Here is a 24,053-nt window from a genome sequence, read left to right on the forward strand (position 1 = left end):
ACGTACGGGAATCTTCTGGGAAGCGTCAGCGGGGTACCGGCCAGGCACCCGGTGGGTGTTTAGCCCCCGGCCGGCGGTCATGGCGACCGCGCCCCCTTGGTTGGGAAATCCTCAGGGATTTCTGCGTAGAGGGAGCGCGACACGCCCGACCGCGTGGGTCGGAGACAGACCGCGCTGTTCACAGCACAGCCGATCGGGTTCCAGAGCGTTACGAGACAAAGGACTACTAGTAGCCATGGCGGGACAGAAGATCCGCATCCGGCTCAAGGCCTACGACCACGAGGTCATCGACTCCTCGGCGAAGAAGATCGTCGAGACGGTGACCCGCACTGGTGCGTCGGTCGCAGGCCCGGTGCCGCTGCCCACTGAGAAGAACGTGTACTGCGTCATCAAGTCGCCGCACAAGTACAAGGACTCGCGCGAGCACTTCGAGATGCGCACGCACAAGCGCCTCATCGACATCCTCGACCCCACGCCGAAGACGGTTGACTCGCTCATGCGTCTCGACCTCCCGGCGGGCGTTGACATCGAGATCAAGCTCTGAGGGCGCGCGAGATGGCTAAGAACATCAAGGGCATCCTGGGCGAGAAGCTCGGCATGACGCAGGTCTGGGACGAGAACAACCGGGTCGTCCCGGTGACCGTCGTCAAGGCCGGCCCCAATGTCGTGACCCAGGTGCGTACGAACGACGTCGACGGCTACGAGTCGGTCCAGATCGCCTTCGGCGAGATCGACCCTCGCAAGGTGAACAAGCCCCTCAAGGGTCACTTCGCCAAGGCCGACGTCACCCCGCGCCGCCACCTGGTGGAGCTCCGCACCGCTGACGCCTCCGAGTACACGCTCGGCCAGGAGATCACCGCCGAGCTCTTCGAGGCCGGCGTGAAGGTCGACGTCACCGGCAAGAGCAAGGGCAAGGGCTTCGCCGGTGTCATGAAGCGCCACAACTTCCGTGGTGGCAAGGCGTCGCACGGTGCCCACCGCGTGCACCGCAAGCCCGGTTCCATCGGTGGCTGTGCCACCCCGGGCCGTGTCTTCAAGGGCATGAAGATGGCTGGTCGCATGGGCAACGAGCGTGTGACCACCCAGAACCTGACCGTCCACGCCGTTGACGCCGAGAAGGGTCTGCTGCTCATCAAGGGCGCCGTCCCCGGCCCCAACGGTGGCCTCGTCCTGGTCCGCACCGCGGCCAAGGGGGTTTGAGGAACCGATGAGCACCATTGACATCCTTTCGCCGGCAGGCGACAAGGCCGGGACCGTCGAACTCCCCTCGGAGATCTTCGGCGCGAAGGTCAGCATCCCGCTGATCCACCAGGTCGTCGTCGCGCAGCTGGCAGCGGCCCGTCAGGGCACGCACAAGACCAAGACCCGTGGCGAAGTCCGCGGTGGTGGCAAGAAGCCTTACCGCCAGAAGGGCACCGGCCGCGCCCGTCAGGGTTCGACCCGCGCCCCGCAGTTCGCCGGTGGTGGCGTCGTCCACGGCCCGCAGCCGCGTGACTACTCGCAGCGGACCCCGAAGAAGATGAAGGCCGCCGCCCTCCGCGGTGCCCTCTCGGACCGGGCGAACCACTCCCGCATCCACGTCGTCACCGGCGTGGTCGAGGGCGAGGTCTCCACCAAGGCCGCGAAGACGCTGTTCGGCAAGATCTCGGAGCGCAAGAACCTGCTCCTGGTCGTCGAGCGCTCCGACGAGGCCGCGTGGCTGTCCGCTCGTAACCTGCCCCAGGTGCACATCCTGGAGCCGGGCCAGCTCAACACGTACGACGTGATCGTCTCCGACGACGTGGTCTTCACGCAGGCCGCCCTCGAGTCCTTCGTGTCTGGCCCCCAGACCGCTGAGACCGAAGGGAGCGACGCCTGATGACTGAGGCCGTCGTCACCAGCAAGACCTTCTCGGACCCGCGCGACATTCTCGTCAAGCCGGTTGTCTCGGAGAAGAGCTACGCCCTGCTGGACGAGAACAAGTACACGTTCATCGTCGCGCCTGGCTCCAACAAGACCCAGATCAAGCAGGCCGTCGAGGCGGTCTTCTCGGTCAAGGTCACCGGGGTCAACACGATCAACCGCCAGGGCAAGCGCAAGCGCACCAAGGCCGGATTCGGTAAGCGCAAGGACACCAAGCGCGCCATCGTGACCCTTGCCGAGGGCAACCGTATCGACATCTTCGGCGGTCCGACCGCCTAACGGCGGTCTGGATCGTCCGGAATCGGACGAGGACTGAGAAATGGGAATCCGCAAGTACAAGCCGACTACGCCGGGCCGCCGTGGCTCCTCCGTAGCCGACTTCGTCGAGATCACGCGGTCCACGCCGGAGAAGTCGCTGGTCCGCCCCCTGCACAGCAAGGGCGGCCGTAACAACACCGGTCGGATCACGGTTCGACACCAGGGTGGCGGCCACAAGCGCGCCTACCGCGTGATCGACTTCCGTCGTCACGACAAGGACGGCGTGCCGGCCAAGGTCGCTCACATCGAGTACGACCCCAACCGCACCGCGCGCATCGCGCTGCTCCACTACGTGGACGGCGAGAAGCGCTACATCATCGCCCCCAAGGGTCTGACGCAGGGTGACCGCGTCGAGAACGGCCCCGGCGCTGACATCAAGCCCGGCAACAACCTGGCGCTCCGCAACATCCCGGTCGGTACCACGATCCACGCGATCGAGATCCGTCCCGGTGGCGGCGCCAAGTTCGCGCGCTCCGCTGGTGCCTCCGTGCAGCTGCTGGCGAAGGAGGGCACGATGGCCCACCTTCGTATGCCGTCCGGTGAGATCCGTCTCGTCGACGCCCGCTGCCGCGCCACCATCGGCGAGGTCGGCAACGCCGAGCAGTCGAACATCAACTGGGGCAAGGCCGGCCGTAAGCGTTGGCTGGGCGTTCGCCCGACCGTCCGCGGTGTGGCGATGAACCCGGTGGACCACCCGCACGGTGGTGGTGAGGGTAAGACCTCCGGTGGTCGCCACCCGGTCTCCCCGTGGGGTCAGAAGGAGGGTCGTACTCGCTCGCCGAAGAAGGCTTCGAGCAAGTACATCGTCCGCCGCCGCAAGACGAACAAGAAGCGCTAGGAGCGGGTTTAGATGCCGCGCAGTCTCAAGAAGGGACCCTTCGTCGACGGACACCTCGTAAAGAAGGTGGACGTACAGAACGAAGCCGGTACCAAGAACGTCATCAAGACCTGGTCCCGTCGCTCGATGATCATCCCGGCCATGCTCGGCCACACGATCGCGGTGCACAACGGCAAGACCCACATCCCGGTGTTTGTCACCGAGTCGATGGTCGGCCACAAGCTCGGCGAGTTCTCGCCGACGCGCACCTTCCGGGGTCACGTGAAGGACGACCGGAAGTCGAAGCGCCGCTAGTAGCGGGGTGGAATCGACCATGACAGACACTGGAAGGACAACCATGGAAGCCAGGGCCCAGGCGCGGTACATCCGCGTCACGCCCATGAAGGCCCGCCGCGTGGTGGACCTTATCCGTGGCATGGACGCCACGGAGGCTCAGGCGGTCCTGCGTTTCGCCCCGCAGGCCGCGAGCGTGCCGGTTGGCAAGGTGCTGGACAGCGCCATCGCCAACGCTGCACACAACTACGACCACACTGACGCCTCTTCGCTGGTCATCAGCGAGGCGTACGTGGATGAGGGCCCGACCCTGAAGCGGTTCCGTCCGCGTGCTCAGGGCCGTGCCTACCGGATCCGTAAGCGGACCAGCCACATCACCGTGGTCGTCAGCAGCAAGGAAGGAACCCGGTAATGGGCCAGAAGGTTAACCCGCATGGGTTCCGGCTCGGCATCACCACGGACTTCAAGTCCCGTTGGTACGCCGACAAGCTGTACAAGGACTACGTCAAGGAAGACGTCGCCATCCGTCGGATGATGACGTCCGGCATGGAGCGCGCCGGCATCTCGAAGGTTGAGATCGAGCGCACCCGTGACCGCGTGCGGGTGGACATCCACACCGCGCGTCCCGGCATCGTCATCGGCCGCCGTGGCGCCGAGGCCGACCGCATCCGCGGTGACCTCGAGAAGCTCACGGGCAAGCAGGTCCAGCTGAACATCCTCGAGGTCAAGAACCCCGAGATGGACGCTCAGCTGGTTGCTCAGGCCGTTGCCGAGCAGCTCTCCTCCCGCGTCTCCTTCCGTCGCGCCATGCGTAAGAGCATGCAGGGCACGATGAAGGCCGGCGCCAAGGGCATCAAGATCCAGTGCGGCGGTCGCCTCGGCGGCGCCGAGATGTCCCGCTCCGAGTTCTACCGCGAGGGCCGTGTGCCGCTGCACACGCTCCGCGCGAACGTGGACTACGGCTTCTTCGAGGCCAAGACGACCTTCGGTCGTATTGGCGTCAAGGTCTGGATCTACAAGGGCGACGTCAAGAACATCGCCGAGGTCCGCGCCGAGAACGCTGCGGCCCGTGCGGGTAACCGCCCGGCCCGTGGCGCGGGTGGCGCTGGCGACCGTCCCGCCGGCCGTGGTGGCCGCGGTGGCGAGCGTGGCGGCCGCGGCCGCAAGCCGCAGCAGCAGTCCGCGCCGGCTGCCGAGGCCCCCAAGGCCGACGCTCCCGCCGCCGCTGCCGCTCCGGCTGAGAGCACCGGAACGGAGGCCTGACCGAAATGCTGATCCCCCGTAGGGTCAAGCACCGCAAGCAGCACCACCCCAAGCGCTCGGGTATGAGCAAGGGTGGTACGCAGGTTGCGTTCGGCGAGTACGGCATTCAGGCCCTCACGCCGGCGTACGTGACCAACCGCCAGATCGAGGCGGCTCGTATCGCGATGACCCGCCACATCAAGCGTGGCGGCAAGGTCTGGATCAACATCTACCCGGACCGCCCGCTGACCAAGAAGCCTGCCGAGACCCGCATGGGTTCCGGTAAGGGTTCGCCGGAGTGGTGGATCGCGAACGTCAAGCCCGGTCGGGTGATGTTCGAGCTGTCCTACCCGAACGAGAAGATCGCGCGCGAGGCCCTGACCCGTGCGGCCCACAAGCTGCCGATGAAGTGCAAGATCGTTAAGCGCGAAGCAGGTGAGCTGTGATGACCGCCGGTACCAAGGCGTCCGAGCTGCGCGAACTGGGCAACGAGGAGCTTCTCAACAAGCTCCGCGAAGCCAAGGAAGAGCTGTTCAACCTCCGCTTCCAGGCGGCGACGGGCCAGCTCGAGAACCACGGGCGGCTGAAGTCCGTCCGCAAGGACATCGCGCGGATCTACACCCTGATGCGTGAGCGCGAGCTGGGCATCGAGACGGTGGAGAGCGCCTGATGAGCGAGAGCAACGTGACTGAGCAGAAGACCGAGCGCAACGCTCGCAAGGTCCGCGAGGGCCTGGTCGTCAGCGACAAGATGGACAAGACCGTCGTCGTCGCTGTCGAGGACCGCGTCAAGCACGCGCTGTACGGCAAGGTCATCCGCCGTACGAACAAGCTCAAGGCTCACGACGAGCAGAACGCTGCCGGCATCGGCGACCGCGTCCTCCTGATGGAGACCCGGAAGCTGTCGTCGACGAAGCACTGGCGCGTCATCGAGATCCTCGAGAAGGCCAAGTAATTACCTGAGGGGTTTCCCTCAGGTCAGTTCCGCCAGGCTCGGCAGGGGCACTTCGGTGCCCCTGCCGGGAACCGGCAGACAATCAGGAGATAGACGTGATCCAGCAGGAGTCGCGACTGCGTGTCGCCGACAACACTGGTGCCAAGGAGATCCTTTGCATCCGTGTTCTCGGTGGCTCGGGTCGCCGCTACGCGGGCATCGGTGACGTCATCGTCGCCACCGTCAAGGACGCGATCCCCGGTGGCAACGTGAAGAAGGGTGACGTCGTCAAGGCGGTCATCGTTCGCACCGTCAAGGAGCGCCGCCGCCAGGACGGCTCGTACATCCGCTTCGACGAGAACGCCGCTGTCATTCTCAAGAACGACGGCGACCCTCGTGGCACCCGTATCTTCGGCCCGGTCGGCCGTGAGCTGCGCGAGAAGAAGTTCATGAAGATCATCTCGCTCGCGCCGGAGGTGCTGTAAGCATGAAGATCAAGAAGGGCGACCTGGTCCAGGTCATCACCGGTAAGGACAAGGGCAAGCAGGGCAAGGTCATCACGGCCTTCCCCCGCGAGAACCGCGTCCTCGTCGAGGGTGTCAACCGGGTCAAGAAGCACACCAAGGCCGGCCCGTCGCAGGCCGGTGGCATCGTCACGACCGAGGCCCCGGTCCACGTGAGCAACGTTCAGCTCGTCGTGGAGAAGGATGGCCAGAAGGTCGTCACGCGTGTCGGTTACCGCTTCGACGACGAGGGCAACAAGATCCGCGTTGCCAAGCGGACGGGTGAGGACATCTGATGGCTACCACCACTCCGCGTCTCAAGACGAAGTACCGCGAGGAGATCGCGGGCAAGCTGCGTGAGGAGTTCTCGTACGAGAACGTCATGCAGGTTCCCGGCCTCGTGAAGATCGTGGTCAACATGGGTGTCGGCGACGCCGCCCGTGACTCGAAGCTCATGGACGGTGCCGTCCGTGACCTGACCACGATCACCGGTCAGAAGCCGGCCGTCACCAAGGCTCGCAAGTCCATCGCGCAGTTCAAGCTGCGTGAGGGCCAGCCGATCGGTGCGCACGTCACCCTCCGTGGCGACCGCATGTGGGAGTTCCTGGACCGCACCCTGTCGCTCGCGCTTCCGCGCATCCGCGACTTCCGTGGTCTGTCCCCCAAGCAGTTCGACGGGCGTGGCAACTACACCTTCGGTCTCACGGAGCAGGTCATGTTCCACGAGATCGACCAGGACAAGATCGACCGTGTCCGGGGTATGGACATCACCGTGGTGACCACGGCGACCAACGACGACGAGGGCCGTGCCCTTCTGCGTCACCTCGGCTTCCCGTTCAAGGAGGCGTAAGCGAGATGGCGAAGAAGGCTCTCATCGCGAAGGCTGCCCGCAAGCCCAAGTTCGGCGTGCGTGGCTACACGCGCTGCCAGCGTTGTGGTCGACCCCACTCCGTGTACCGCAAGTTCGGCCTGTGCCGCGTGTGCCTTCGTGAGATGGCTCACCGTGGCGAGCTGCCGGGCGTGACCAAGAGCTCCTGGTAATCCCTTACTTGGGATGACCGGAGTCTCTCGGTAAGCACTGGGTTGGCGGACGCCCAGGCCTCCATGGCTTAGGCTAGGAGGGTTGGGCGTCCGCCGCCCGTACGACTTACTACGCCGTAGGTCCCCGCGCCGCACCCGTCCCGCCCCTGTGTGGGGAGAGGGATGGCGCATACAGGAAACCCCGGCGAGAGAGGCCGAAGGCCAATTCATGACCATGACTGATCCGATCGCGGACATGCTGACTCGTCTGCGTAACGCGAACTCGGCATACCACGACTCCGTGACGATGCCGCACAGCAAGATCAAGTCTCACATCGCGGAAATCCTCCAGCAGGAGGGCTTCATCACGGGCTGGAAGGTCGAGGACGCCGAAGTCGGCAAGAACCTCGTCCTCGAGCTCAAGTTCGGTCCGAACCGTGAGCGCTCCATCGCGGGCATCAAGCGGATCTCGAAGCCGGGCCTCCGTGTGTACGCGAAGTCCACCAACCTGCCGAAGGTCCTCGGCGGCCTGGGCGTGGCGATCATCTCCACGTCCCACGGTCTCCTGACCGGCCAGCAGGCAGGCAAGAAGGGCGTAGGTGGGGAAGTCCTCGCCTACGTCTGGTAGTCGGGAAAGGAAGGAAAGCTCATGTCGCGTATTGGCAAGCTGCCTATCCAGGTTCCCGCCGGCGTGGACGTCACCATCGATGGCCGCACGGTCACGGTGAAGGGTTCCAAGGGCACCCTGAGCCACACCGTCGCCGCGCCGATCGAGATCGTCAAGGGCGAGGATGGCGTGCTCAACGTCAACCGTCCGAACGACGAGCGTCAGAACAAGGCCCTCCACGGCCTGTCCCGCACGCTGGTGGCCAACATGATCACCGGCGTGACCACGGGTTACGTGAAGGCGCTCGAGATCAGCGGTGTCGGTTACCGCGTCGCCGCGAAGGGCTCCGCTCTGGAGTTCCAGCTCGGTTACAGCCACCCGATCCTGATCGAGGCGCCCGAGGGCATCTCGTTCAAGGTCGAGTCGCCGACCAAGTTCTCGGTCGAGGGCATCGACAAGCAGAAGGTCGGCGAGGTCGCGGCGAACATCCGCAAGCTGCGGAAGCCCGACCCGTACAAGGCCAAGGGCGTCAAGTACGCCGGCGAGGTCATCCGCCGCAAGGTCGGAAAGGCTGGTAAGTAGCCATGGCATACGGTGTGAAGATCGCCAAGGGCGACGCTTACAAGCGTGCGGCCAAGGCTCGCCGCCACATCCGCATCCGCAAGAACGTGTCGGGTACGGCGGAGCGTCCGCGCCTCGTCGTGACGCGTTCGAACCGCGGCATCACCGCTCAGGTCATCGACGACCTCAAGGGTCACACCCTTGCGTCGGCGTCGAACCTGGACGCGTCGATCCGCGGTGGCGAGGGTGACAAGTCCGCGCAGGCCAAGCAGGTCGGTGCTCTCGTCGCTGAGCGCGCCAAGGCCGCTGGTGTCGAGGCTGTCGTGTTCGACCGTGGTGGCAACAGGTACGCCGGGCGCATTGCCGCTCTGGCTGACGCCGCCCGCGAAGCCGGGCTGAAGTTCTAAGCCCCGGTTCCGGGACTAACGGACGTAACAGAGAGAGGTAAATCCAATGGCTGGACCCCAGCGCCGCGGAAGCGGTGCCGGTGGCGGCGAGCGGCGGGACCGGAAGGGCCGCGACGGTGGCGCTGCCGCCGAGAAGACCGCGTACGTTGAGCGCGTTGTCGCGATCAACCGCGTCGCCAAGGTTGTCAAGGGTGGTCGCCGCTTCAGCTTCACCGCGCTGGTCGTGGTGGGCGACGGTGACGGCACCGTAGGTGTCGGTTACGGCAAGGCCAAGGAAGTTCCCGCGGCCATCGCCAAGGGTGTCGAGGAAGCCAAGAAGAACTTCTTCAAGGTTCCGCGCATCCAGGGCACCATCCCTCACCCGATCCAGGGCGAGAAGGCCGCGGGCGTCGTCCTGCTCAAGCCGGCTTCCCCCGGTACCGGTGTTATCGCCGGTGGCCCGGTGCGCGCCGTGCTCGAGTGCGCCGGCGTTCACGACATCCTGTCGAAGTCGCTCGGCTCCGACAACGCGATCAACATCGTGCACGCGACCGTGGCGGCCCTCAAGGGCCTGCAGCGTCCCGAGGAGATCGCGGCTCGCCGTGGTCTGCCCCTCGAGGACGTCGCCCCCGCGGCTCTCCTCCGTGCGCGTGCTGGGGCGGGTGCGTAATGGCTCGCCTCAAGGTCACGCAGACGAAGTCGTACATCGGCAGCAAGCAGAACCACCGCGACACCCTGCGCTCGCTCGGCCTCAAGAAGGTCAACGACGTGGTTGTCAAGGAGGATCGTCCCGAGTTCCGCGGCATGGTGCACACCGTCCGCCACCTCGTGACGGTCGAGGAGGTTGACTGACATGGCGGAGAACAGCCCGCTGAAGGCCCACAACCTCCGTCCCGCCCCCGGCGCCAAGACCGCGAAGACCCGTGTCGGTCGTGGTGAGGCGTCGAAGGGTAAGACGGCCGGTCGTGGTACGAAGGGTACGAAGGCCCGCTACCAGGTTCCGCAGCGCTTCGAGGGCGGGCAGATGCCCCTCCACATGCGTCTGCCGAAGCTGAAGGGCTTCAAGAACCCCTTCCGCACCGAGTACCAGGTCGTGAACCTGGACAAGCTCACCGCGCTCTACCCGCAGGGTGGCGAGGTCACGGTGGCCGATCTGGTCGCCAAGGGTGCGGTTCGCAAGAACCAGCTCGTCAAGGTGCTCGGCACCGGCGAGATCACCGTGGCGCTGCAGGTGACGGTTGACGCCGTCTCCGGCTCCGCCAAGGAGAAGATCGCCGCTGCCGGCGGCACCGTCACCGAGCTCGTCTGAGACGACTCGTTGGCTTGAACATCCGATCGGGGATGCCTCTCAAAAGGGGCATCCCCGATTGGTCGTTCCTAGGGGGGCACGGTCGCCGGTAAGGTGGCGTGCACTGTCTAGACTCCGTGCGGTATGCCCACACGGAATTGAAGACCGATACCTATCCGTCGAACCTCAAGACCGTCACCCTTGACGCATAGCGCGGGGGTCGCAGGAGGCACCGTGCTCACCGCGTTCGCCCGGGCGTTCAAGACGCCCGACCTGCGCAAGAAGCTGCTCTTCACGCTCGCCATCATCGTGCTGTACCGCCTCGGGGCCCACATCCCGGTCCCCGGCGTCAGCTACGAGGCCGTCCAGCAGTGTGTCAAGCAGGCCAGCGAGGGCAACAACAGCCTGTTCGGCCTGGTCAACATGTTCAGTGGCGGAGCGCTGCTGCAGATCACCATCTTCGCGCTCGGCATCATGCCGTACATCACGGCCAGCATCATCCTGCAGCTGCTGACCGTCGTGATCCCGCGCCTGGAGGCCCTCAAGAAGGAGGGTCAGTCCGGTACCGCCAAGATCACGCAGTACACCCGGTACCTGACGGTCGCCCTCGCCGTGCTCCAGGGCACCGGTCTCGTGGCCACCGCCAAGAGCGGTGCGCTGTTCAGCGGCTGCAGCGTCGCCGACCAGGTCGTTCCCGACCCGTCGATCTTCACCATCGCCACCATGGTCATCACGATGACCGCGGGCACCTGTGTCGTCATGTGGCTCGGTGAGCTGATCACCGACCGCGGCATCGGCAACGGCATGTCGATCCTGATGTTCATCTCGATCGCCGCCGGCTTCCCGGGCGCGCTGTGGGCCATCAAGGAGAGCGGCAAGCTCGCCAAGGGCTGGATCGAGTTCGGCACCGTCATCCTGATCGGCTTCGTGATGGTGGCCCTCGTGGTCTTCGTCGAGCAGGCCCAGCGCCGCATCCCCGTGCAGTACGCGAAGCGCATGATCGGCCGGCGTTCCTACGGCGGTACGTCCACGTACATCCCGCTGAAGGTGAACCAGGCAGGTGTGATTCCTGTCATCTTCGCGTCGTCGCTGCTCTACATCCCGGCCTTGATCGCGCAGTTCTCGAGCTCCACCGCCGGGTGGAAGACCTGGATCGAAGCCCACTTCGTCAAGGGTGACCACCCCTACTACATCGCTACGTACTTCCTCCTGATCGTGTTCTTCGCCTTCTTCTACGTGGCGATCTCGTTCAACCCCGAGGAAGTCGCCGACAACATGAAGAAGTATGGTGGCTTCATCCCGGGTATCCGGGCTGGTCGACCTACTGCCGAGTACCTGAGCTACGTGCTCAACCGGATCACTTGGCCGGGCTCGCTGTACTTGGGTCTGATCGCTCTTGTGCCGACGATGGCGTTGGCAGGCTTCGGTGGCGCCAATGCCAACTTCCCCTTCGGTGGGACGAGCATCCTCATCATCGTGGGTGTGGGGCTGGAGACCGTGAAGCAGATCGAGAGCCAGCTCCAGCAGCGCAATTACGAAGGGTTCCTCCGCTGATGCGAATCGTCCTCGTCGGACCTCCTGGTGCGGGCAAGGGCACGCAGGCCGCGTACCTTGCCAAGAACCTGGGCATCCCGCACATCTCCACGGGTGACCTGTTCCGCGCCAACATCTCGCAGGGAACGCCGCTGGGGCTCGAGGCGCAGTCGTACATGAAGGCCGGTCAGCTCGTACCGGACTCCGTGACGATCGGCATGGCCAGGGACCGCATGGAGCAGGCCGACGCCGTCAACGGCTTCCTGCTCGACGGGTTCCCGCGCAACGTGGCCCAGGCCGAGGCGCTCGACGAGATCCTCAAGGCGGGTCACGTCCAGCTGGACGCGGTCCTGGACCTGGAGGTCCCCGAGGACGAGGTCGTGAAGCGGATCGCGGGTCGCCGCATCTGCCGTAACGACAGTGCGCACGTCTTCCACGTGACGTACAACGCGCCGAAGACCGAGGGCGTCTGCGACGCCTGCGGTGGCGAGCTCTACCAGCGCGACGACGACTCCGAGGAGACCGTCCGCCGGCGCCTGGAGGTCTACCACACGGAGACCGAGCCGATCATCGACTACTACCGGGCGCAGAACCTGGTCGAGACGATCTCGGCGCTCGGCAAGGTGGACGAGGTCACCGCGAAGGCGATGGCCGCGCTCAAGAAGTAGCCCCGGTTCGTCCGATACGGCCGCGGTGCCCCTCAGGGGCACCGCGGCCGTATCGTTGTTGTGTCCCCCATAACCGATGGAAAGGCCGCGGCCACGATGGTGCAGATCAAGACCCCCGAGCAGATCGCGAAGATGCGTGAGGCGGGCCTTGTCGTCGCCGCCATTCACGCGGCGACCCGTGAGGCGGCCGTGCCGGGCGCCACGACCCGTGACCTCGACGAGGTGGCGCGGAAGGTCATCGCCGACCACGGGGCGAAGTCGAACTTCCTCGGGTACGGCGGTTTCCCCGCGACGATCTGCACCTCGGCCAACGAGGTCGTCGTCCACGGCATCCCCGACGACAAGACCGTCCTCAAGGACGGCGACATCATCTCCATCGACGCGGGCGCGATCGTGGACGGCTGGCACGGTGACGCGGCCTACACGGCCTTCGTGGGCACCGGGCACGCGCCGGAGCTCGTCGAGCTGTCCCGGGTGACCGAGGAGTCGATGTGGGCCGGTATCGCGGCCATGAAGGCGGGCAACCGTCTGGTGGACGTCTCCAGGGCGATCGAGACGTACATCAAGCGTCAGCCGCGGCCGGCGGTCGGCGACCACAGCCTCGGTCGCTACGGGATCATCGAGGACTACGGCGGCCACGGCATCGGCACCGAGATGCACATGGACCCGCACCTGCTGAACTACGTCTCCCGCAAGCGCGGCAAGGGCCCGAAGCTCGTCCCCGGCTTCTGCCTCGCGATCGAGCCGATGGTCTCGCTCGGCACGCGGGTGTGGTGGCTGCGCCGGATCCGCTGGCGTAGTGCCGGGGCCCTCGGCGTCGCCGGGTTCGTGGGCGTGGGGCCGGTGGACGGAGTCCGCCGCAGCGGGCCGAAGCTTGTGAGGCGCCCTGGCGCCGAGCCCGCGAGGGCTGCGTCGGGGAGTGGTTCGGTGGCAAGGCGAAGCTGGCGGAGCTGGGTGTGGTGGCTGCGCCGGATCCGCTGGCGTAGTGCCGGGGCCCTCGGCGTCGCCGGGTTCGTGGGCGTGGGGCCGGTGGACGGAGTCCGCCGCGGCGGGCCGAAGCTTGTGAGGCGCCCTGGCGCCGAGCCCGCGAGGGCTGCGTCGGGGAGTGGTTCGGTGGCAAGGCGAAGCCGGCGGAGCTGGGTGTGGTGGCTGCGCCGGATCCGCCGGCGTAGGCCCCCGATTCCGCGGCGTGGCCCTTGCGTAAGGATCAGTTCGGGTGGGCAGACTTCCCGATTCGTCTTTTCCTGGGGCCTGACGTAGACTGATGCGTCGGCTCTCGTGTACCCGTGTGTCCTCATACGGCGGCGAGAGTCGATCAAGGTAGCCGATTCGAAAGGCGAAGCGTGGCCAAGAAGCAAGGTGCCATCGAAATCGAGGGCACCGTGATCGAGTCCCTCCCGAACGCCATGTTCAAGGTGGAGCTCCAGAACGGTCACAAGGTCCTCGCGCACATCTCCGGCAAGATGCGGATGCACTACATCCGTATCCTCCCGGACGACCGGGTCGTCGTGGAGCTCTCTCCGTACGACCTGACGCGTGGCCGGATCGTCTACCGCTACAAGTAGATCTTGCCCGCACCCCGCGTTCTCGCGCGGGTGGTGGCACTGACCCGGAGAACCTCACACCCATGAAGGTCAAGCCGAGCGTCAAGAAGATCTGCGACAAGTGCAAGGTGATCCGCCGTCACGGCCGGGTCATGGTCATCTGCGACAACCTGCGCCACAAGCAGCGCCAGGGCTGACGCACGCCGACCGACCTGCAACTTCGCAGTTCTTCGCGCGACGCATAGCAATACGTACATACGCAGAGCCCGTCGGGCCGTTCTACAACGGTTGACGGCACCTCCGGCGGGGGCCGGGGACCCGGACGTACCACTCTTCGCATTCGAAGGGTCGGCGGTCGGGAGCGGTTCTGCAGCAGACCCCCGAGAACACAGGAGCCATTGAATGGCACGCGTTTCCGGTGTTGACATCCCGCGCGAAAAGCGTGTGGTGGTCGCACTCACCTACGTCTTCGGTATCGGGCGCACCCGGTCCGAGGAGATTCTCGCCGCGACCGGCGTGAACCCGTCCACCCGTGTCCGCGAGCTTGCCGAGGAAGACCTCGTCAAGATCCGCGAGTACGTGGACGCCAACCTCCAGACCGAGGGTGACCTCCGTCGCGAGATCGCCGCCGACATCCGCCGCAAGGTCGAGATCGGCTGCTACCAGGGCCTCCGCCACCGTCGTGGCCTGCCCGTCCGCGGCCAGCGCACCAGCACGAACGCTCGTACCCGCAAGGGCCCGCGTCGCGCCATCGCCGGCAAGAAGAAGCCGGGCAAGAAGTAGTCCTCAGCGGACGCTTGACCAAGCGGTCTTCGCTGTAGGACCGACCACCTCCCGTAGGAGATATAGATGCCCCCCAAGGGTCGTCAGGGCGCTGCCAAGAAGGTGCGCCGCAAGGAAAAGAAGAACGTCGCTCACGGGCACGCCCACATCAAGAGCACGTTCAACAACACGATCGTCTCGATCACGGACCCCTCGGGCAACGTGATCTCCTGGGCCTCCGCCGGCCACGTCGGCTTCAAGGGCTCGCGCAAGTCCACCCCGTTCGCCGCGCAGATGGCCGCTGAGTCGGCCGCTCGCCGCGCGCAGGAGCACGGCATGCGCAAGGTCGACGTCTTCGTCAAGGGTCCGGGCTCCGGCCGCGAGACCGCGATCCGCTCCCTCCAGGCCACGGGCCTCGAGGTCGGTTCGATCCAGGACGTCACCCCCACGCCGCACAACGGCTGCCGTCCCCCCAAGCGCCGCCGCGTCTGACGCACGGCTGCTTGATCAGGACTTCGGGCGGTACGGCTCTTCGGACCGTGCCGCCCGTACCCTTGCAGTACGTAGTTCGCAGCACTCCGTCGGGCGTCAAATAGTGGGCGTCCACGACTGAAGGAAAAAAGACATGCTGATCGCTCAGCGTCCTTCGCTGACCGAAGAGGTCGTCGACGAGTTCCGCTCGCGGTTCGTCATCGAGCCCCTCGAGCCGGGATTCGGTTACACCCTCGGCAACTCCCTCCGCCGTACCCTCCTCTCCTCGATCCCGGGTGCCGCTGTCACCAGCATCCGCATCGACGGTGTCCTGCACGAGTTCACCACCGTGCCGGGCGTCAAGGAGGACGTCACCGACCTCATCCTCAACATCAAGCAGCTGGTCGTCTCCTCGGAGCACGACGAGCCGGTCGTGATGTACCTGCGCAAGCAGGGCCCGGGTCTGGTCACCGCCGCCGACATCGCGCCCCCGGCCGGTGTCGAGGTGCACAACCCCGACCTCGTCCTCGCCACGCTCAACGGCAAGGGCAAGCTGGAGATGGAGCTGACCGTCGAGCGCGGTCGCGGCTACGTCTCCGCCGTGCAGAACAAGCAGGCGGGCCAGGAGATCGGCCGTATCCCGGTCGACTCCATCTACTCGCCGGTGCTCAAGGTCACGTACAAGGTCGAGGCGACCCGTGTCGAGCAGCGCACCGACTTCGACAAGCTGATCGTCGACGTCGAGACCAAGCAGGCCATGCGCCCGCGTGACGCCATGGCGTCCGCCGGCAAGACCCTGGTCGAGCTGTTCGGTCTGGCGCGTGAGCTCAACATCGACGCCGAGGGCATCGACATGGGCCCGTCCCCCACGGACGCCGCCCTTGCCGCCGATCTCGCGCTGCCGATCGAGGAGCTCGAGCTCACCGTTCGTTCGTACAACTGCCTCAAGCGCGAGGGCATCCACTCCGTGGGTGAGCTCGTGGCGCGTTCCGAGGCGGACCTGCTCGACATCCGCAACTTCGGTGCGAAGTCGATCGACGAGGTCAAGGCGAAGCTGGCCGGTATGGGCCTCGCGCTGAAGGACTCGCCGCCCGGATTCGACCCGACCGCCGCCGCGGACGCCTTTGGCGCCGATGACGACGCGGATGCCGGTTTCGTCGAGACCGAGCAGTACTAGTAGATCGTCTGCGGGCCGGTTTCGGCTGGTCGCGCAGTTCCCCGCGCCCCTTAACAGGGGCGCGGGTCTCCGACGGGTGACCGCCCGCTCGGACACTGACATCGGTACCTCATACGGCCGGTGCAGATCACAAGGAGAAACACCATGCCGCGTCCCGCGAAGGGTGCCCGCCTCGGCGGTTCCGCCGCGCACGAGAAGCTGCTCCTCGCCAACCTGGCGAAGTCGCTCTTCGAGCACGGCCGCATCACCACGACCGAGGCCAAGGCCCGTCGCCTGCGTCCGGTCGCCGAGCGCCTGATCACCAAGGCGAAGAAGGGCGACATCCACAACCGTCGCCTGGTGCTGCAGACGATCACCGACAAGGGCATCGTCCACACCCTCTTCACCGAGATCGCGCCGCGCTACTCCGAGCGCCCCGGTGGCTACACCCGGATCACCAAGATCGGCAACCGTCGTGGCGACAACGCCCCGATGGCCGTGATCGAGCTGGTCGAGGGCGAGATCGCCAAGAAGGCGACCGTCGCCGAGGCCGAGGCCGCCACCGTGCGCGCCGTCAAGGAGGCCGACGCGGCCGCCGAGGCTCCGGCCGAGGAGTCGAAGGACGCGTAAGCGTCTCTCGTCGACTTTCCGTGTGCGGGCCCGTACCCCCTGGGGTGCGGGCCCGTTCCCGTGTGTTTGAGAGGATTCACCACGTGAGCGATGACGTGCAGGACGGGTTCGTACGCGTACGCCTCGACCTTTCGTACGACGGCAGGGACTTCTCCGGCTGGGCCAAGCAGAAGCAGGGGCAGCGGACCGTGCAGGGGGACATCGAGGCCGCCCTGCGGACCGTGACCCGGTCCCAGGAGACGTACGAGCTGACCGTGGCCGGCCGGACCGACGCCGGGGTCCACGCGCGCGGCCAGGTCGCCCATGTCGACCTGCCCGTCGAGCTGTGGGCCGAGCACCGCGACAAGCTGCTCCGGCGGCTCGCCGGGCGCCTCTCCCACGACGTACGGGTGTGGAGGGTGGAGGAGGCCCCCGCGGGCTTCAACGCCCGCTTCTCGGCGATCTGGCGCCGGTACGCCTACCGCGTCACCGACCACCCCGGCGGTGTCGACCCGCTGCTGCGCGGGCACGTCCTGTGGCACGACTGGGCCCTCGACATGGACGCCATGAACGAGGCCGCCGCCGCGCTCGTCGGCGAGCACGACTTCGCCGCCTACTGCAAGCGGCGGGAGGGTGCCACGACCATCCGCACGCTCCAGGAGCTGCGCTGGGAGCGGCGCCCGGACGGGGTGATGGAAGCCACCGTCAAGGCCGACGCCTTCTGCCACAACATGGTCCGCTCGCTGGTCGGCGCCCTGCTCTTCGTCGGCGACGGGCACCGGCCGGTCGACTGGCCCGGGAAGGTGCTCGCGGCCGGCGTCCGGGACTCGGCCGTGCACGTCGTGCGGCCGCACGGCCTCACCCTCGAAGAGGTCGGCTACCCGGCCGACGAGCTCCTGGCCGCCCGCAATCTGGAGGCCAGGAACAAGCGGTCACTCCCCGGGAGCGTTGGCTGCTGCTGAGGCCTGGGCCTTGCCGCGGGCGTAGATCTGGTTGAACGTGAAGGTGCCGAGGTCGTCGCTGGCCTGGAAGACCGGTTTGTCGGCCTTGGTGACCTTCTTGCCGCTGGTGAAGCCGGCCTGGGTGAAGTACGCGTACCGGCCGACCGCGTTCGAGCGGCGCAGGCAGACCGTGGCGCGGCAGAACTCCTTCACGCCCGCGCCGGCCAGCGGGGCGATGCCGCCGGTGGCCTGGTTCTTCGCCGTGAGGGCCGCCGCCTCCGAGGGGAAGACGGCGACGCCGACGGTGATCGCCACGCCGTCCTTCACGTAGGTGGCGCGAATCACCCGCTGGCAGCCGTTCCTCTTCAGGACGGTGCCGAGGCCGCCCTGGGTCACGGCCGCGCAGTTCGTGGTCGACGAGGTCGCGCCCTTCGCGTAGGGGCGCTTGTACATCGTGAGCTTCTTGCCCGGGTAGAGGCCCTCGGCGGTGAGCGGAGCCTTGTCCTTCTTCGGGTCCGAGATGTAGTCCTTCGGGTTCGGCGGGGGCGGTGGCGCCACCGAGGAGAAGGTCGGCTCGGGCGTGGGGGAGAGGGTGGGGGAGACCGTGCCGGTGGGGACCCCGCCGTTCTTGGCCTCGTCGTTCTTCTTGCCGGTGGCCACCACGGCGGTCGCCACGACCGCGCCCACGGCGAGGGCGGCCACGACCCCGCCGCCGATCATCAGCCAGCGCTTGCGCCGGCTGCGGGAGGCCGAGGCGTCGGCCAGCGCGCCCCAGTCAGGGGTCGGCCCTCCTCCCTGGGCGCCCGGGAAGGGGTCGGACTGCTGCGGCCCGCCGTACCCGGGCTGTCCGGCGCCGTAGCCCGGCTGCCCGCCGTAGCCCTGCTGCTGCCCGTATCCCGGCTGCCCCTGGGGCTGCTGTCCGTACCCCTGTTGCCCCTGCTGCTGCGGCTCTTGCGGCCACTGCGGTCCCCCAAAGCTCATGCCGCGCATCCTAAACCGGTTGGGCGGAGCCGACGCGGGCGGTGACAATGCACCTCATGGGACATGTCGAGGCCGCGCATCTTGAGTACTACCTTCCCGACGGGAGGGTCCTGCTCGGGGACGCCTCCTTCCGGGTCGGGGAGGGGGCCGTCGTCGCCCTCGTCGGGGCCAACGGCGCCGGGAAGACCACACTGCTCCGGCTGATCTCCGGAGAGCTCCAGCCGCACGGCGGCAGCGTCACCGTCAGCGGCGGACTCGGTGTGATGCCGCAGTTCGTGGGCTCCGTACGGGACGAGTCCACCGTCCGTGACCTGCTGGTGTCGGTGGCCCAGCCGCGGATCCGGGAGGCGGCGAAGGCCGTCGACGAGGCCGAGCACCTGATCATGACCGTCGACGACGAGGCCGCGCAGATGAAGTACGCGCAGGCCCTGAGCGACTGGGCCGAGGTGCAGGGGTACGAGGCCGAGACCGTCTGGGACATGTGCACCATGGCCGCGCTCGGCATGCCGTACGAGAAGGCGCAGTTCCGTGAGGTCCGGACGCTCTCCGGCGGTGAGCAGAAGCGGCTGGTCCTGGAGTCGCTGCTGCGCGGCTCCGACGAGGTGCTGCTGCTCGACGAGCCGGACAACTACCTCGACGTCCCCGGGAAGCGGTGGCTGGAGGAGCGGCTGCGGGAGACCCGTAAGACCGTGTTGTTCATCTCCCACGACCGGGAGCTGCTGTCCCGGGGCGCGCAGAAGATCGTCGCCGTCGAGCCCGGTCCCGCCGGTTCGGACGTGTGGGTGCACGGTGGCGGCTTCGACACCTTCCACGAGGCGCGGCGCGAGCGGTTCGCGCGCTTCGAGGAGCTGAAGCGGCGCTGGGAGGAGAAGCACGCCCAGCTGAAGAAGCTCGTCGTCAACCTGCGGCAGGCGGCGTCGGTCAGCCACGACATGGCCTCGCGGTACGCGGCGGCGCAGACCCGGCTGCGGAAGTTCGAGGAGGCGGGGCCGCCGCCGGAGCCGCCGCGCGAGCAGGACATCCGGATGCGGCTGCGGGGCGGTCGGACCGGTGTACGTGCCGTGACCTGCGAGAACCTTGAGCTGACCGGGCTCATGAAGCCGTTCTCCCTGGAGATCTTCTACGGGGAGCGGGTCGCCGTCCTCGGCTCCAACGGGTCGGGCAAGTCGCACTTCCTGCGACTTCTCGCCGGTGACCCGTCGGTCGCCCACACCGGTGACTGGAAGCTCGGCGCGCGTGTGGTGCCCGGGCACTTCGCGCAGACCCACGCCCACCCGGAGCTGACCGGGCGGCCGCTCGTCGACATCCTGTGGTCGGAGCACGCCAAGGACCGGGGCGCGGCGATGTCGATGCTGCGCCGCTACGAGCTGGAGCGGCAGGGCGACCAGCCCTTCGACAAGCTCTCCGGCGGGCAGCAGGCCCGCTTCCAGATCCTGCTCCTGGAGCTGGCCGGCACGACGGCGCTGCTGCTCGACGAGCCCACGGACAACCTGGACCTGGAGTCGGCGGAGGCCCTTCAGGACGGTCTCGAGTCGTATGACGGGACCGTCATGGCGGTGACCCACGACCGGTGGTTCGCGAAGTCGTTCGACCGGTACCTGGTCTTCGGGTCGGACGGGGTCGTGAGAGAGACCTCGGAGCCGGTCTGGGACGAGCGTCGCGTCGAGCGGGCACGGTGACCTTGAGCGGTCGGGGGAACCCGACCGCGGCCACGGTCGGCGCGTTTTGACCCGTCCGGGGTGGCGCGGGTACTGTTGCGGTTTGTTATGCGTATTGGCTTCGTCGTTTTCACACGAAGGGCCTTTGCGCAGGTTCCCTGGAGCAGTTACCAGTGGCTCGCATACGGGCGGTGTCCCGGCAGTGCAGGCCCCAGCTGCATGATCGCTTCAGGTGTGTCTGGACTCCATCCACTGAAGAAGCGAAGGCTACGAAGTGCGTACGTACAGCCCCAAGCCCGGCGATGTCACTCGCCAGTGGCACATCATCGACGCGCAGGACGTTGTCCTGGGCCGTCTGGCGACCACGGCTGCGAACCTCCTGCGAGGCAAGCACAAGCCGGTCTACGCCCCCCACATGGACATGGGCGACTTCGTCATCATCATCAACGCTGACAAGGTCCACCTGTCCGGCAACAAGAAGACCCAGAAGCTGGCTTACCGCCACTCCGGCTTCCCGGGTGGTCTGCGCTCCGTCCGTTACGACGAGCTGCTGGACAAGAACCCCGAGAAGGCCGTCGAGAAGGCCATCAAGGGCATGATCCCCAAGAACACCCTGGGCCGTCAGATGCTCTCGAAGCTGAAGGTCTACGCGGGCGAGAACCACCCGCACGCTGCTCAGCAGCCGGTCCCGTTCGAGATCACCCAGGTCGCGCAGTAGTTCCGGCCACACCCCCTAAGAACGAAAGAAATCTGAGGAGCATCGTGGCCGAGACCACCCCCGAGACCCCCGTCGACGAGTTCGAGGGCGTTGAGGAGTACACCACCGAGACCGAGCTCGTCGAGGGTGAGTACACCTCCGAGTCGCTCGCGTCCCGCTTCGGCGACCCGCAGCCGGCCGCCGGCCTGGGCCGTCGCAAGAACGCCATCGCCCGCGTCCGGATCGTTCCGGGCACCGGCAAGTGGAAGATCAACGGTCGCACCCTTGAGGACTACTTCCCCAACAAGGTGCACCAGCAGGAAGTCAACGAGCCCTTCAAGGTGCTCGAGCTCGACAACCGCTACGACGTCATCGCCCGCATCGCGGGTGGCGGTGTCTCCGGTCAGGCCGGCGCCCTGCGCCTCGGTGTGGCCCGTGCGCTGAACGAGGCCGACGTCGAGAACAACCGCCCGGCGCTGAAGAAGGCCGGCTTCCTCTCCCGTGACGACCGTGCGGTCGAGCGGAAGAAGGCCGGTCTCAAGAAGGCCCGTAAGGCTCCGCAGTACAGCAAGCGTTAATCACGCCTGCTCGGTCTGCTTTCGTACGCCCCGGCGGCACTGCCCGTGCCGTCGGGGCGTACGTTTTTTCATAACCTTTTCGACCTGACACTTCTCACCTTTGATCTTTGATCTTTGATCAGTTCTTTCATCGGCTTGGGCACGTATTTCGGAGGACAGCTGTGGGACGACTCTTCGGCACGGATGGCGTACGCGGTGTTGCCAACGCGGACCTGACGGCTGAGCTGGCACTCGGCCTGTCGGTGGCGGCGGCGCACGTGCTCGCCGAGGCGGGCACCTTCGAGGGCCATCGGCCGGTCGCCGTGGTCGGACGCGACCCCCGCGCCTCCGGAGAGTTCCTCGAAGCCGCCGTCGTGGCCGGGCTCGCCAGTGCCGGCGTCGACGTGCTGCGCGTCGGCGTCCTGCCCACCCCCGCCGTGGCCCACCTCACCGGTGTCCTCGGCGCCGACCTCGGCGTGATGCTCTCCGCCAGCCACAACGCCATGCCCGACAACGGCATCAAGTTCTTCGCGCGCGGCGGTCACAAGCTCGCCGACGACCTCGAGGACCGGATCGAGGCCGTGTACGAGGAGCACCGCACCGGCGCCCCCTGGGAGCGTCCGACCGGTTCCGGCGTCGGCCGGGTCCGTGACTACAACGAGGGCTTCGACACGTACGTCGCCCACCTCATCGCCGTCCTCCCCAACCGCCTCGACGGTCTGAAGGTCGTCCTCGACGAGGCCCACGGCGCCGCCGCCCGCGTCTCGCCCGAGGCCTTCGCCCGGGCCGGAGCCGAGGTCGTCACCATCGGTGCCGAGCCCGACGGCCTCAACATCAACGACGGCTGCGGCTCCACCCACCTGGGGCTGCTCAAGGCCGCCGTCGTCGAGCACGGCGCCGACCTGGGCATCGCGCACGACGGCGACGCCGACCGCTGCCTCGCCGTGGACGCCGCGGGCAACGAGGTCGACGGCGACCAGATCCTCGCCGTGCTCGCCCTCGCCATGCGCGAGGCCGGCACGCTGCGCGGGAACGCCGTCGTCGCGACCGTCATGTCGAACCTGGGCTTCAAGCTCGCCATGGAGCGCGAGGGCCTGAACCTCGTCCAGACGGCGGTCGGCGACCGCTACGTCCTCGAGTCCATGAAGGAGCACGGCTACGCGCTCGGTGGCGAGCAGTCCGGGCACGTCATCGTCCTCGACCACGCCACCACCGGCGACGGCACCCTCACCGGCCTCATGCTGGCCGCCCGGCTCGCCGCCACCGGCAAGTCGCTCGCGGACCTCGCCGGCGTGATGGAGCGGCTGCCGCAGATCCTCATCAACGTCCCGGACGTCGACAGGTCCCGGGTGAAGACCTCCGGCGACCTCGCCGCCGCCGTCACCGCCGCCGAGCAGGAGCTTGGCTCCACCGGCCGTGTCCTGCTGCGCCCCTCCGGCACCGAGCCGCTGGTCCGCGTCATGGTCGAGGCCGCGGACATCGAGCAGGCGCGCGCGGTCGCGCAGCGGCTCGCGGACGTCGTGAAGTCCGCGCTGGGCTAGCATTTCTGAGGCACCGTCATGCATGCGTGTGAGGGCCCGTCGTACCGGATTCCGGTGTGGCGGGCCCTCCTCGTGCGAGGGGCTTTCCGGCCCCTTCCCGCTCCTCCTGGGGTCAGCCCCTGCGCAGGCGGCGCTTGAGACGGCCGCGGTGGGAGTGCCACAGCTTCTTCTGCAGGTACAGGGTCGCCGTACCCGCCAGCATGATCCCCAGCAGGTTGAGCAGCAGCTGCCCGATCGACCCGCCCATCTGTGCGAACTCGCCGTAACTGAGCGCCACCGCCGCGTTCGCCGCCGCCGGGACCGTGGTCACCGAGATCGCCACGCCCACCAGGGCGCCCGACTTGGACGAGGTCAGCGAGAGGGTGCCGGCCGCGCCCGCCAGGAGCGCCACCACGAAGGAGAACGGGTCCGGCTGCCAGATGAAGCTGGTCTGCGGACGCGCGCCGTCCAGCATGTCCCTGCTGAACAGGCCCATCCAGGTCATGAGCAGGCTGAACACGGTCGTCACGAGGATCGCCGACGCGAAGCCGATGAGCAGCGCCGTCAGCGAGCGGGCCGCCAGCCTCGGCGCCCGCTGCACGATGGCCGTGCACACCCCGGCGAGCGGACCGAACTCCGGGCCGACCGCCATGGCGCCCACGATCAGGATCGCGTTGTCCAGAACGACACCGCAGGCCGCGATCATCGTCGCGAGGAGCATGAAGGAGAAGTACGTGAAGGAGAGCGTCGACTCCTCGTGGCTCGACTCCGCCAGCTGTTCCCAGATCACGGCGTCCGCGCCCTCGCCCGGGGCCTCCTCCTCGGCCGCGTCCGCCCGCGTGGACATCGACAGGTCGATGTTCTCCACGGCGATCGACCCGTCCTGATCGATCTTCATCTCACGCAGCCGGTGCAGCAGTTCGTCGGCGGACTCGCGCGCCGCGTCACAGGTGACCAGGTCGCCGACCGGGTCCCTGGCGGCGCCGGGCAGCACCACGAGATGGGTGGCGCCGACCGTCGACTCGATCAGTTCGACCGCAGACGTGGTGCGGTCCGGGGGGATGATCATCCGGAGATGGAGCATC

Annotated in this window: 36 protein-coding genes and 1 pseudogene; 35 read left to right on the top strand and 2 right to left on the bottom strand. The window is 67.2% G+C overall.

What is annotated here, in order from left to right:
* The first annotated feature begins 235 nt into the window (after nucleotides 1-235).
* The 31 genes and pseudogenes from rpsJ (at nucleotide 236) to truA (ending at nucleotide 17,576) form a co-directional block, all read left to right on the top strand.
* Nucleotides 236-544, top strand: coding sequence for a 30S ribosomal protein S10 (rpsJ, locus tag IO20_RS0135910; RefSeq protein ID WP_003948644.1), 309 nt, complete (start codon nucleotides 236-238; stop codon nucleotides 542-544).
* Nucleotides 545-555: 11 nt separating this feature from the next.
* A complete protein-coding gene (gene rplC, locus IO20_RS0135915; protein ID WP_024755405.1) occupies nucleotides 556-1,200 on the top strand; it encodes a 50S ribosomal protein L3 in 645 nt (214 codons plus the stop codon).
* A 7-nt stretch (nucleotides 1,201-1,207) separates the two neighbouring features.
* Nucleotides 1,208-1,858, top strand: coding sequence for a 50S ribosomal protein L4 (rplD, locus tag IO20_RS0135920; protein ID WP_030549264.1), 651 nt, complete (start codon nucleotides 1,208-1,210; stop codon nucleotides 1,856-1,858).
* On the top strand, nucleotides 1,858-2,181 hold the full coding sequence (gene rplW / locus IO20_RS0135925) for a 50S ribosomal protein L23 (RefSeq protein WP_024755407.1): 324 nt from the start codon (nucleotides 1,858-1,860) through the stop codon (nucleotides 2,179-2,181). The genes rplD and rplW overlap by 1 nt, the downstream gene beginning before the upstream one ends.
* A gap of 40 nt (nucleotides 2,182-2,221) precedes the next feature.
* Nucleotides 2,222-3,058, top strand: coding sequence for a 50S ribosomal protein L2 (gene rplB, locus IO20_RS0135930; RefSeq protein WP_030214008.1), 837 nt, complete (start codon nucleotides 2,222-2,224; stop codon nucleotides 3,056-3,058).
* Between the two features lie 12 nt (nucleotides 3,059-3,070).
* Entirely contained in the window at nucleotides 3,071-3,352 is a 282-nt protein-coding gene (rpsS, locus tag IO20_RS0135935; RefSeq protein ID WP_024755409.1) for a 30S ribosomal protein S19, read from the top strand.
* 43 nt (nucleotides 3,353-3,395) lie between these two features.
* The gene (rplV, locus tag IO20_RS0135940; RefSeq protein WP_004571827.1) at nucleotides 3,396-3,743 is read left to right on the top strand and encodes a 50S ribosomal protein L22; all 348 of its coding nucleotides are present in this window, start codon (nucleotides 3,396-3,398) and stop codon (nucleotides 3,741-3,743) included.
* Nucleotides 3,743-4,594 (top strand): 30S ribosomal protein S3, encoded by an 852-nt coding sequence (gene rpsC, locus IO20_RS0135945; RefSeq protein WP_030214015.1) that lies wholly within the window; start codon nucleotides 3,743-3,745, stop codon nucleotides 4,592-4,594. Before rplV ends, rpsC begins: the two co-directional genes overlap by 1 nt.
* 5 nt (nucleotides 4,595-4,599) lie before the next feature.
* Nucleotides 4,600-5,019: a 50S ribosomal protein L16 gene (gene rplP, locus IO20_RS0135950; protein ID WP_015035580.1), complete on the top strand. Its 420-nt coding sequence runs from the start codon at nucleotides 4,600-4,602 to the stop codon at nucleotides 5,017-5,019.
* Complete coding sequence (rpmC, locus tag IO20_RS0135955; protein ID WP_030214018.1) at nucleotides 5,019-5,243, top strand: 50S ribosomal protein L29; 225 nt, start codon at nucleotides 5,019-5,021, stop codon at nucleotides 5,241-5,243. Before rplP ends, rpmC begins: the two co-directional genes overlap by 1 nt.
* Entirely contained in the window at nucleotides 5,243-5,527 is a 285-nt protein-coding gene (gene rpsQ, locus IO20_RS0135960) for a 30S ribosomal protein S17 (protein WP_030214021.1), read from the top strand. Before rpmC ends, rpsQ begins: the two co-directional genes overlap by 1 nt.
* A gap of 95 nt (nucleotides 5,528-5,622) precedes the next feature.
* Nucleotides 5,623-5,991: a 50S ribosomal protein L14 gene (gene rplN, locus IO20_RS0135965; RefSeq protein ID WP_003956455.1), complete on the top strand. Its 369-nt coding sequence runs from the start codon at nucleotides 5,623-5,625 to the stop codon at nucleotides 5,989-5,991.
* Between the two features lie 2 nt (nucleotides 5,992-5,993).
* On the top strand, nucleotides 5,994-6,305 hold the full coding sequence (gene rplX, locus IO20_RS0135970; protein ID WP_030214024.1) for a 50S ribosomal protein L24: 312 nt from the start codon (nucleotides 5,994-5,996) through the stop codon (nucleotides 6,303-6,305).
* Nucleotides 6,302-6,859 (top strand): 50S ribosomal protein L5, encoded by a 558-nt coding sequence (gene rplE, locus IO20_RS0135975; RefSeq protein ID WP_106975815.1) that lies wholly within the window; start codon nucleotides 6,302-6,304, stop codon nucleotides 6,857-6,859. The genes rplX and rplE overlap by 4 nt, the downstream gene beginning before the upstream one ends.
* Before the next feature lie 5 nt (nucleotides 6,860-6,864).
* Nucleotides 6,865-7,050, top strand: coding sequence for a type Z 30S ribosomal protein S14 (locus IO20_RS0135980; protein ID WP_003948630.1), 186 nt, complete (start codon nucleotides 6,865-6,867; stop codon nucleotides 7,048-7,050).
* Nucleotides 7,051-7,258: 208 nt separating this feature from the next.
* Entirely contained in the window at nucleotides 7,259-7,657 is a 399-nt protein-coding gene (gene rpsH / locus IO20_RS0135985; protein ID WP_015035585.1) for a 30S ribosomal protein S8, read from the top strand.
* Between the two features lie 21 nt (nucleotides 7,658-7,678).
* Complete coding sequence (gene rplF / locus IO20_RS0135990) at nucleotides 7,679-8,218, top strand: 50S ribosomal protein L6 (RefSeq protein WP_030549261.1); 540 nt, start codon at nucleotides 7,679-7,681, stop codon at nucleotides 8,216-8,218.
* Nucleotides 8,219-8,220: 2 nt separating this feature from the next.
* Nucleotides 8,221-8,604, top strand: coding sequence for a 50S ribosomal protein L18 (gene rplR, locus IO20_RS0135995; protein WP_015035587.1), 384 nt, complete (start codon nucleotides 8,221-8,223; stop codon nucleotides 8,602-8,604).
* A gap of 46 nt (nucleotides 8,605-8,650) precedes the next feature.
* Nucleotides 8,651-9,253: a 30S ribosomal protein S5 gene (gene rpsE / locus IO20_RS0136000; protein WP_017239585.1), complete on the top strand. Its 603-nt coding sequence runs from the start codon at nucleotides 8,651-8,653 to the stop codon at nucleotides 9,251-9,253.
* On the top strand, nucleotides 9,253-9,435 hold the full coding sequence (gene rpmD / locus IO20_RS0136005; protein WP_015035589.1) for a 50S ribosomal protein L30: 183 nt from the start codon (nucleotides 9,253-9,255) through the stop codon (nucleotides 9,433-9,435). Before rpsE ends, rpmD begins: the two co-directional genes overlap by 1 nt.
* Before the next feature lies 1 nt (nucleotide 9,436).
* The gene (gene rplO / locus IO20_RS0136010) at nucleotides 9,437-9,892 is read left to right on the top strand and encodes a 50S ribosomal protein L15 (protein ID WP_030214036.1); all 456 of its coding nucleotides are present in this window, start codon (nucleotides 9,437-9,439) and stop codon (nucleotides 9,890-9,892) included.
* A gap of 213 nt (nucleotides 9,893-10,105) precedes the next feature.
* The gene (secY, locus tag IO20_RS0136015) at nucleotides 10,106-11,425 is read left to right on the top strand and encodes a preprotein translocase subunit SecY (RefSeq protein WP_030549258.1); all 1,320 of its coding nucleotides are present in this window, start codon (nucleotides 10,106-10,108) and stop codon (nucleotides 11,423-11,425) included.
* Nucleotides 11,425-12,072: an adenylate kinase gene (locus IO20_RS0136020; protein WP_030549256.1), complete on the top strand. Its 648-nt coding sequence runs from the start codon at nucleotides 11,425-11,427 to the stop codon at nucleotides 12,070-12,072. Before secY ends, IO20_RS0136020 begins: the two co-directional genes overlap by 1 nt.
* Nucleotides 12,073-12,168: 96 nt before the next feature.
* Nucleotides 12,169-12,841, top strand: a pseudogene (gene map / locus IO20_RS0136025) (type I methionyl aminopeptidase); the annotation flags it as partial.
* Nucleotides 12,842-13,415: 574 nt separating this feature from the next.
* The gene (gene infA, locus IO20_RS0136030; protein ID WP_003956442.1) at nucleotides 13,416-13,637 is read left to right on the top strand and encodes a translation initiation factor IF-1; all 222 of its coding nucleotides are present in this window, start codon (nucleotides 13,416-13,418) and stop codon (nucleotides 13,635-13,637) included.
* Between the two features lie 62 nt (nucleotides 13,638-13,699).
* Entirely contained in the window at nucleotides 13,700-13,813 is a 114-nt protein-coding gene (gene rpmJ, locus IO20_RS0136035; RefSeq protein WP_003956441.1) for a 50S ribosomal protein L36, read from the top strand.
* Nucleotides 13,814-14,018: 205 nt separating this feature from the next.
* Nucleotides 14,019-14,399, top strand: a complete 381-nt coding sequence (gene rpsM, locus IO20_RS0136040; protein ID WP_030214048.1) for a 30S ribosomal protein S13 — start codon at nucleotides 14,019-14,021, stop codon at nucleotides 14,397-14,399.
* Nucleotides 14,400-14,465: 66 nt separating this feature from the next.
* Nucleotides 14,466-14,870, top strand: a complete 405-nt coding sequence (gene rpsK, locus IO20_RS0136045) for a 30S ribosomal protein S11 (RefSeq protein WP_003956432.1) — start codon at nucleotides 14,466-14,468, stop codon at nucleotides 14,868-14,870.
* Nucleotides 14,871-15,003: 133 nt separating this feature from the next.
* The gene (locus IO20_RS0136050) at nucleotides 15,004-16,026 is read left to right on the top strand and encodes a DNA-directed RNA polymerase subunit alpha (protein ID WP_024755423.1); all 1,023 of its coding nucleotides are present in this window, start codon (nucleotides 15,004-15,006) and stop codon (nucleotides 16,024-16,026) included.
* Nucleotides 16,027-16,170: 144 nt separating this feature from the next.
* A complete protein-coding gene (rplQ, locus tag IO20_RS0136055; RefSeq protein WP_015035596.1) occupies nucleotides 16,171-16,635 on the top strand; it encodes a 50S ribosomal protein L17 in 465 nt (154 codons plus the stop codon).
* 83 nt (nucleotides 16,636-16,718) lie between these two features.
* Nucleotides 16,719-17,576 (top strand): tRNA pseudouridine(38-40) synthase TruA, encoded by an 858-nt coding sequence (gene truA, locus IO20_RS0136060; RefSeq protein ID WP_030549250.1) that lies wholly within the window; start codon nucleotides 16,719-16,721, stop codon nucleotides 17,574-17,576.
* On the opposite strand, the gene IO20_RS0136065 is transcribed toward truA, so the two are convergent.
* A complete protein-coding gene (locus IO20_RS0136065; RefSeq protein WP_030549248.1) occupies nucleotides 17,547-18,536 on the bottom strand; it encodes a hypothetical protein in 990 nt (329 codons plus the stop codon). The two genes, truA and IO20_RS0136065, sit on opposite strands and share 30 nt — an antisense overlap.
* A 56-nt stretch (nucleotides 18,537-18,592) precedes the next feature.
* Here IO20_RS0136065 and IO20_RS0136070 point away from each other — a divergent pair, with 56 nt between their 5' ends.
* The 4 genes from IO20_RS0136070 to glmM all read left to right on the top strand — a co-directional run bounded on the left by IO20_RS0136070 (nucleotide 18,593) and on the right by glmM (nucleotide 22,989).
* On the top strand, nucleotides 18,593-20,215 hold the full coding sequence (locus IO20_RS0136070) for an ABC-F family ATP-binding cassette domain-containing protein (RefSeq protein ID WP_397786840.1): 1,623 nt from the start codon (nucleotides 18,593-18,595) through the stop codon (nucleotides 20,213-20,215).
* 253 nt (nucleotides 20,216-20,468) lie between these two features.
* Nucleotides 20,469-20,912: a 50S ribosomal protein L13 gene (gene rplM, locus IO20_RS0136075; RefSeq protein WP_015035600.1), complete on the top strand. Its 444-nt coding sequence runs from the start codon at nucleotides 20,469-20,471 to the stop codon at nucleotides 20,910-20,912.
* Nucleotides 20,913-20,956: 44 nt separating this feature from the next.
* Nucleotides 20,957-21,469 carry a 30S ribosomal protein S9 gene (gene rpsI, locus IO20_RS37405; RefSeq protein ID WP_015035601.1) on the top strand — a complete coding sequence of 171 codons (513 nt, stop codon included), beginning with the start codon at nucleotides 20,957-20,959 and terminating at the stop codon, nucleotides 21,467-21,469.
* A gap of 161 nt (nucleotides 21,470-21,630) precedes the next feature.
* Nucleotides 21,631-22,989, top strand: coding sequence for a phosphoglucosamine mutase (gene glmM / locus IO20_RS0136085; protein ID WP_030549244.1), 1,359 nt, complete (start codon nucleotides 21,631-21,633; stop codon nucleotides 22,987-22,989).
* 112 nt (nucleotides 22,990-23,101) lie between these two features.
* On the opposite strand, the gene IO20_RS0136090 is transcribed toward glmM, so the two are convergent.
* On the bottom strand, nucleotides 23,102-24,052 hold the full coding sequence (locus tag IO20_RS0136090; RefSeq protein WP_030549243.1) for a DUF389 domain-containing protein: 951 nt from the start codon (nucleotides 24,050-24,052) through the stop codon (nucleotides 23,102-23,104).
* Between the last annotated feature and the right edge of the window lies 1 nt (nucleotide 24,053).

This window comes from Streptomyces exfoliatus, from assembly GCF_000725545.1.
GTDB classification, from domain to species: Bacteria; Actinomycetota; Actinomycetes; order Streptomycetales; family Streptomycetaceae; genus Streptomyces; species Streptomyces exfoliatus.

What these genes read in the sequence shown, in the direction of transcription:
- rpsJ (WP_003948644.1), top strand. Translation starts at nt 236, where the DNA reads ATGGCGGGACAGAAGATCCGCATCCGGCTCAAGGCCTACGACCACGAG.
- rplC (WP_024755405.1), top strand. Translation starts at nt 556, where the DNA reads ATGGCTAAGAACATCAAGGGCATCCTGGGCGAGAAGCTCGGCATGACG.
- rplD (WP_030549264.1), top strand. Translation starts at nt 1,208, where the DNA reads ATGAGCACCATTGACATCCTTTCGCCGGCAGGCGACAAGGCCGGGACC.
- rplW (WP_024755407.1), top strand. Translation starts at nt 1,858, where the DNA reads ATGACTGAGGCCGTCGTCACCAGCAAGACCTTCTCGGACCCGCGCGAC.
- rplB (WP_030214008.1), top strand. Translation starts at nt 2,222, where the DNA reads ATGGGAATCCGCAAGTACAAGCCGACTACGCCGGGCCGCCGTGGCTCC.
- rpsS (WP_024755409.1), top strand. Translation starts at nt 3,071, where the DNA reads ATGCCGCGCAGTCTCAAGAAGGGACCCTTCGTCGACGGACACCTCGTA.
- rplV (WP_004571827.1), top strand. Translation starts at nt 3,396, where the DNA reads ATGGAAGCCAGGGCCCAGGCGCGGTACATCCGCGTCACGCCCATGAAG.
- rpsC (WP_030214015.1), top strand. Translation starts at nt 3,743, where the DNA reads ATGGGCCAGAAGGTTAACCCGCATGGGTTCCGGCTCGGCATCACCACG.
- rplP (WP_015035580.1), top strand. Translation starts at nt 4,600, where the DNA reads ATGCTGATCCCCCGTAGGGTCAAGCACCGCAAGCAGCACCACCCCAAG.
- rpmC (WP_030214018.1), top strand. Translation starts at nt 5,019, where the DNA reads ATGACCGCCGGTACCAAGGCGTCCGAGCTGCGCGAACTGGGCAACGAG.
- rpsQ (WP_030214021.1), top strand. Translation starts at nt 5,243, where the DNA reads ATGAGCGAGAGCAACGTGACTGAGCAGAAGACCGAGCGCAACGCTCGC.
- rplX (WP_030214024.1), top strand. Translation starts at nt 5,994, where the DNA reads ATGAAGATCAAGAAGGGCGACCTGGTCCAGGTCATCACCGGTAAGGAC.
- IO20_RS0135980 (WP_003948630.1), top strand. Translation starts at nt 6,865, where the DNA reads ATGGCGAAGAAGGCTCTCATCGCGAAGGCTGCCCGCAAGCCCAAGTTC.
- rpsH (WP_015035585.1), top strand. Translation starts at nt 7,259, where the DNA reads ATGACCATGACTGATCCGATCGCGGACATGCTGACTCGTCTGCGTAAC.
- rplF (WP_030549261.1), top strand. Translation starts at nt 7,679, where the DNA reads ATGTCGCGTATTGGCAAGCTGCCTATCCAGGTTCCCGCCGGCGTGGAC.
- rplR (WP_015035587.1), top strand. Translation starts at nt 8,221, where the DNA reads ATGGCATACGGTGTGAAGATCGCCAAGGGCGACGCTTACAAGCGTGCG.
- rpsE (WP_017239585.1), top strand. Translation starts at nt 8,651, where the DNA reads ATGGCTGGACCCCAGCGCCGCGGAAGCGGTGCCGGTGGCGGCGAGCGG.
- rpmD (WP_015035589.1), top strand. Translation starts at nt 9,253, where the DNA reads ATGGCTCGCCTCAAGGTCACGCAGACGAAGTCGTACATCGGCAGCAAG.
- rplO (WP_030214036.1), top strand. Translation starts at nt 9,437, where the DNA reads ATGGCGGAGAACAGCCCGCTGAAGGCCCACAACCTCCGTCCCGCCCCC.
- IO20_RS0136020 (WP_030549256.1), top strand. Translation starts at nt 11,425, where the DNA reads ATGCGAATCGTCCTCGTCGGACCTCCTGGTGCGGGCAAGGGCACGCAG.
- rpmJ (WP_003956441.1), top strand. Translation starts at nt 13,700, where the DNA reads ATGAAGGTCAAGCCGAGCGTCAAGAAGATCTGCGACAAGTGCAAGGTG.
- rpsM (WP_030214048.1), top strand. Translation starts at nt 14,019, where the DNA reads ATGGCACGCGTTTCCGGTGTTGACATCCCGCGCGAAAAGCGTGTGGTG.
- rpsK (WP_003956432.1), top strand. Translation starts at nt 14,466, where the DNA reads ATGCCCCCCAAGGGTCGTCAGGGCGCTGCCAAGAAGGTGCGCCGCAAG.
- IO20_RS0136050 (WP_024755423.1), top strand. Translation starts at nt 15,004, where the DNA reads ATGCTGATCGCTCAGCGTCCTTCGCTGACCGAAGAGGTCGTCGACGAG.
- rplQ (WP_015035596.1), top strand. Translation starts at nt 16,171, where the DNA reads ATGCCGCGTCCCGCGAAGGGTGCCCGCCTCGGCGGTTCCGCCGCGCAC.
- IO20_RS0136065 (WP_030549248.1), bottom strand. Translation starts at nt 18,536, where the DNA reads ATGAGCTTTGGGGGACCGCAGTGGCCGCAAGAGCCGCAGCAGCAGGGG.
- IO20_RS0136070 (WP_397786840.1), top strand. Translation starts at nt 18,593, where the DNA reads ATGGGACATGTCGAGGCCGCGCATCTTGAGTACTACCTTCCCGACGGG.
- IO20_RS0136090 (WP_030549243.1), bottom strand. Translation starts at nt 24,052, where the DNA reads ATGCTCCATCTCCGGATGATCATCCCCCCGGACCGCACCACGTCTGCG.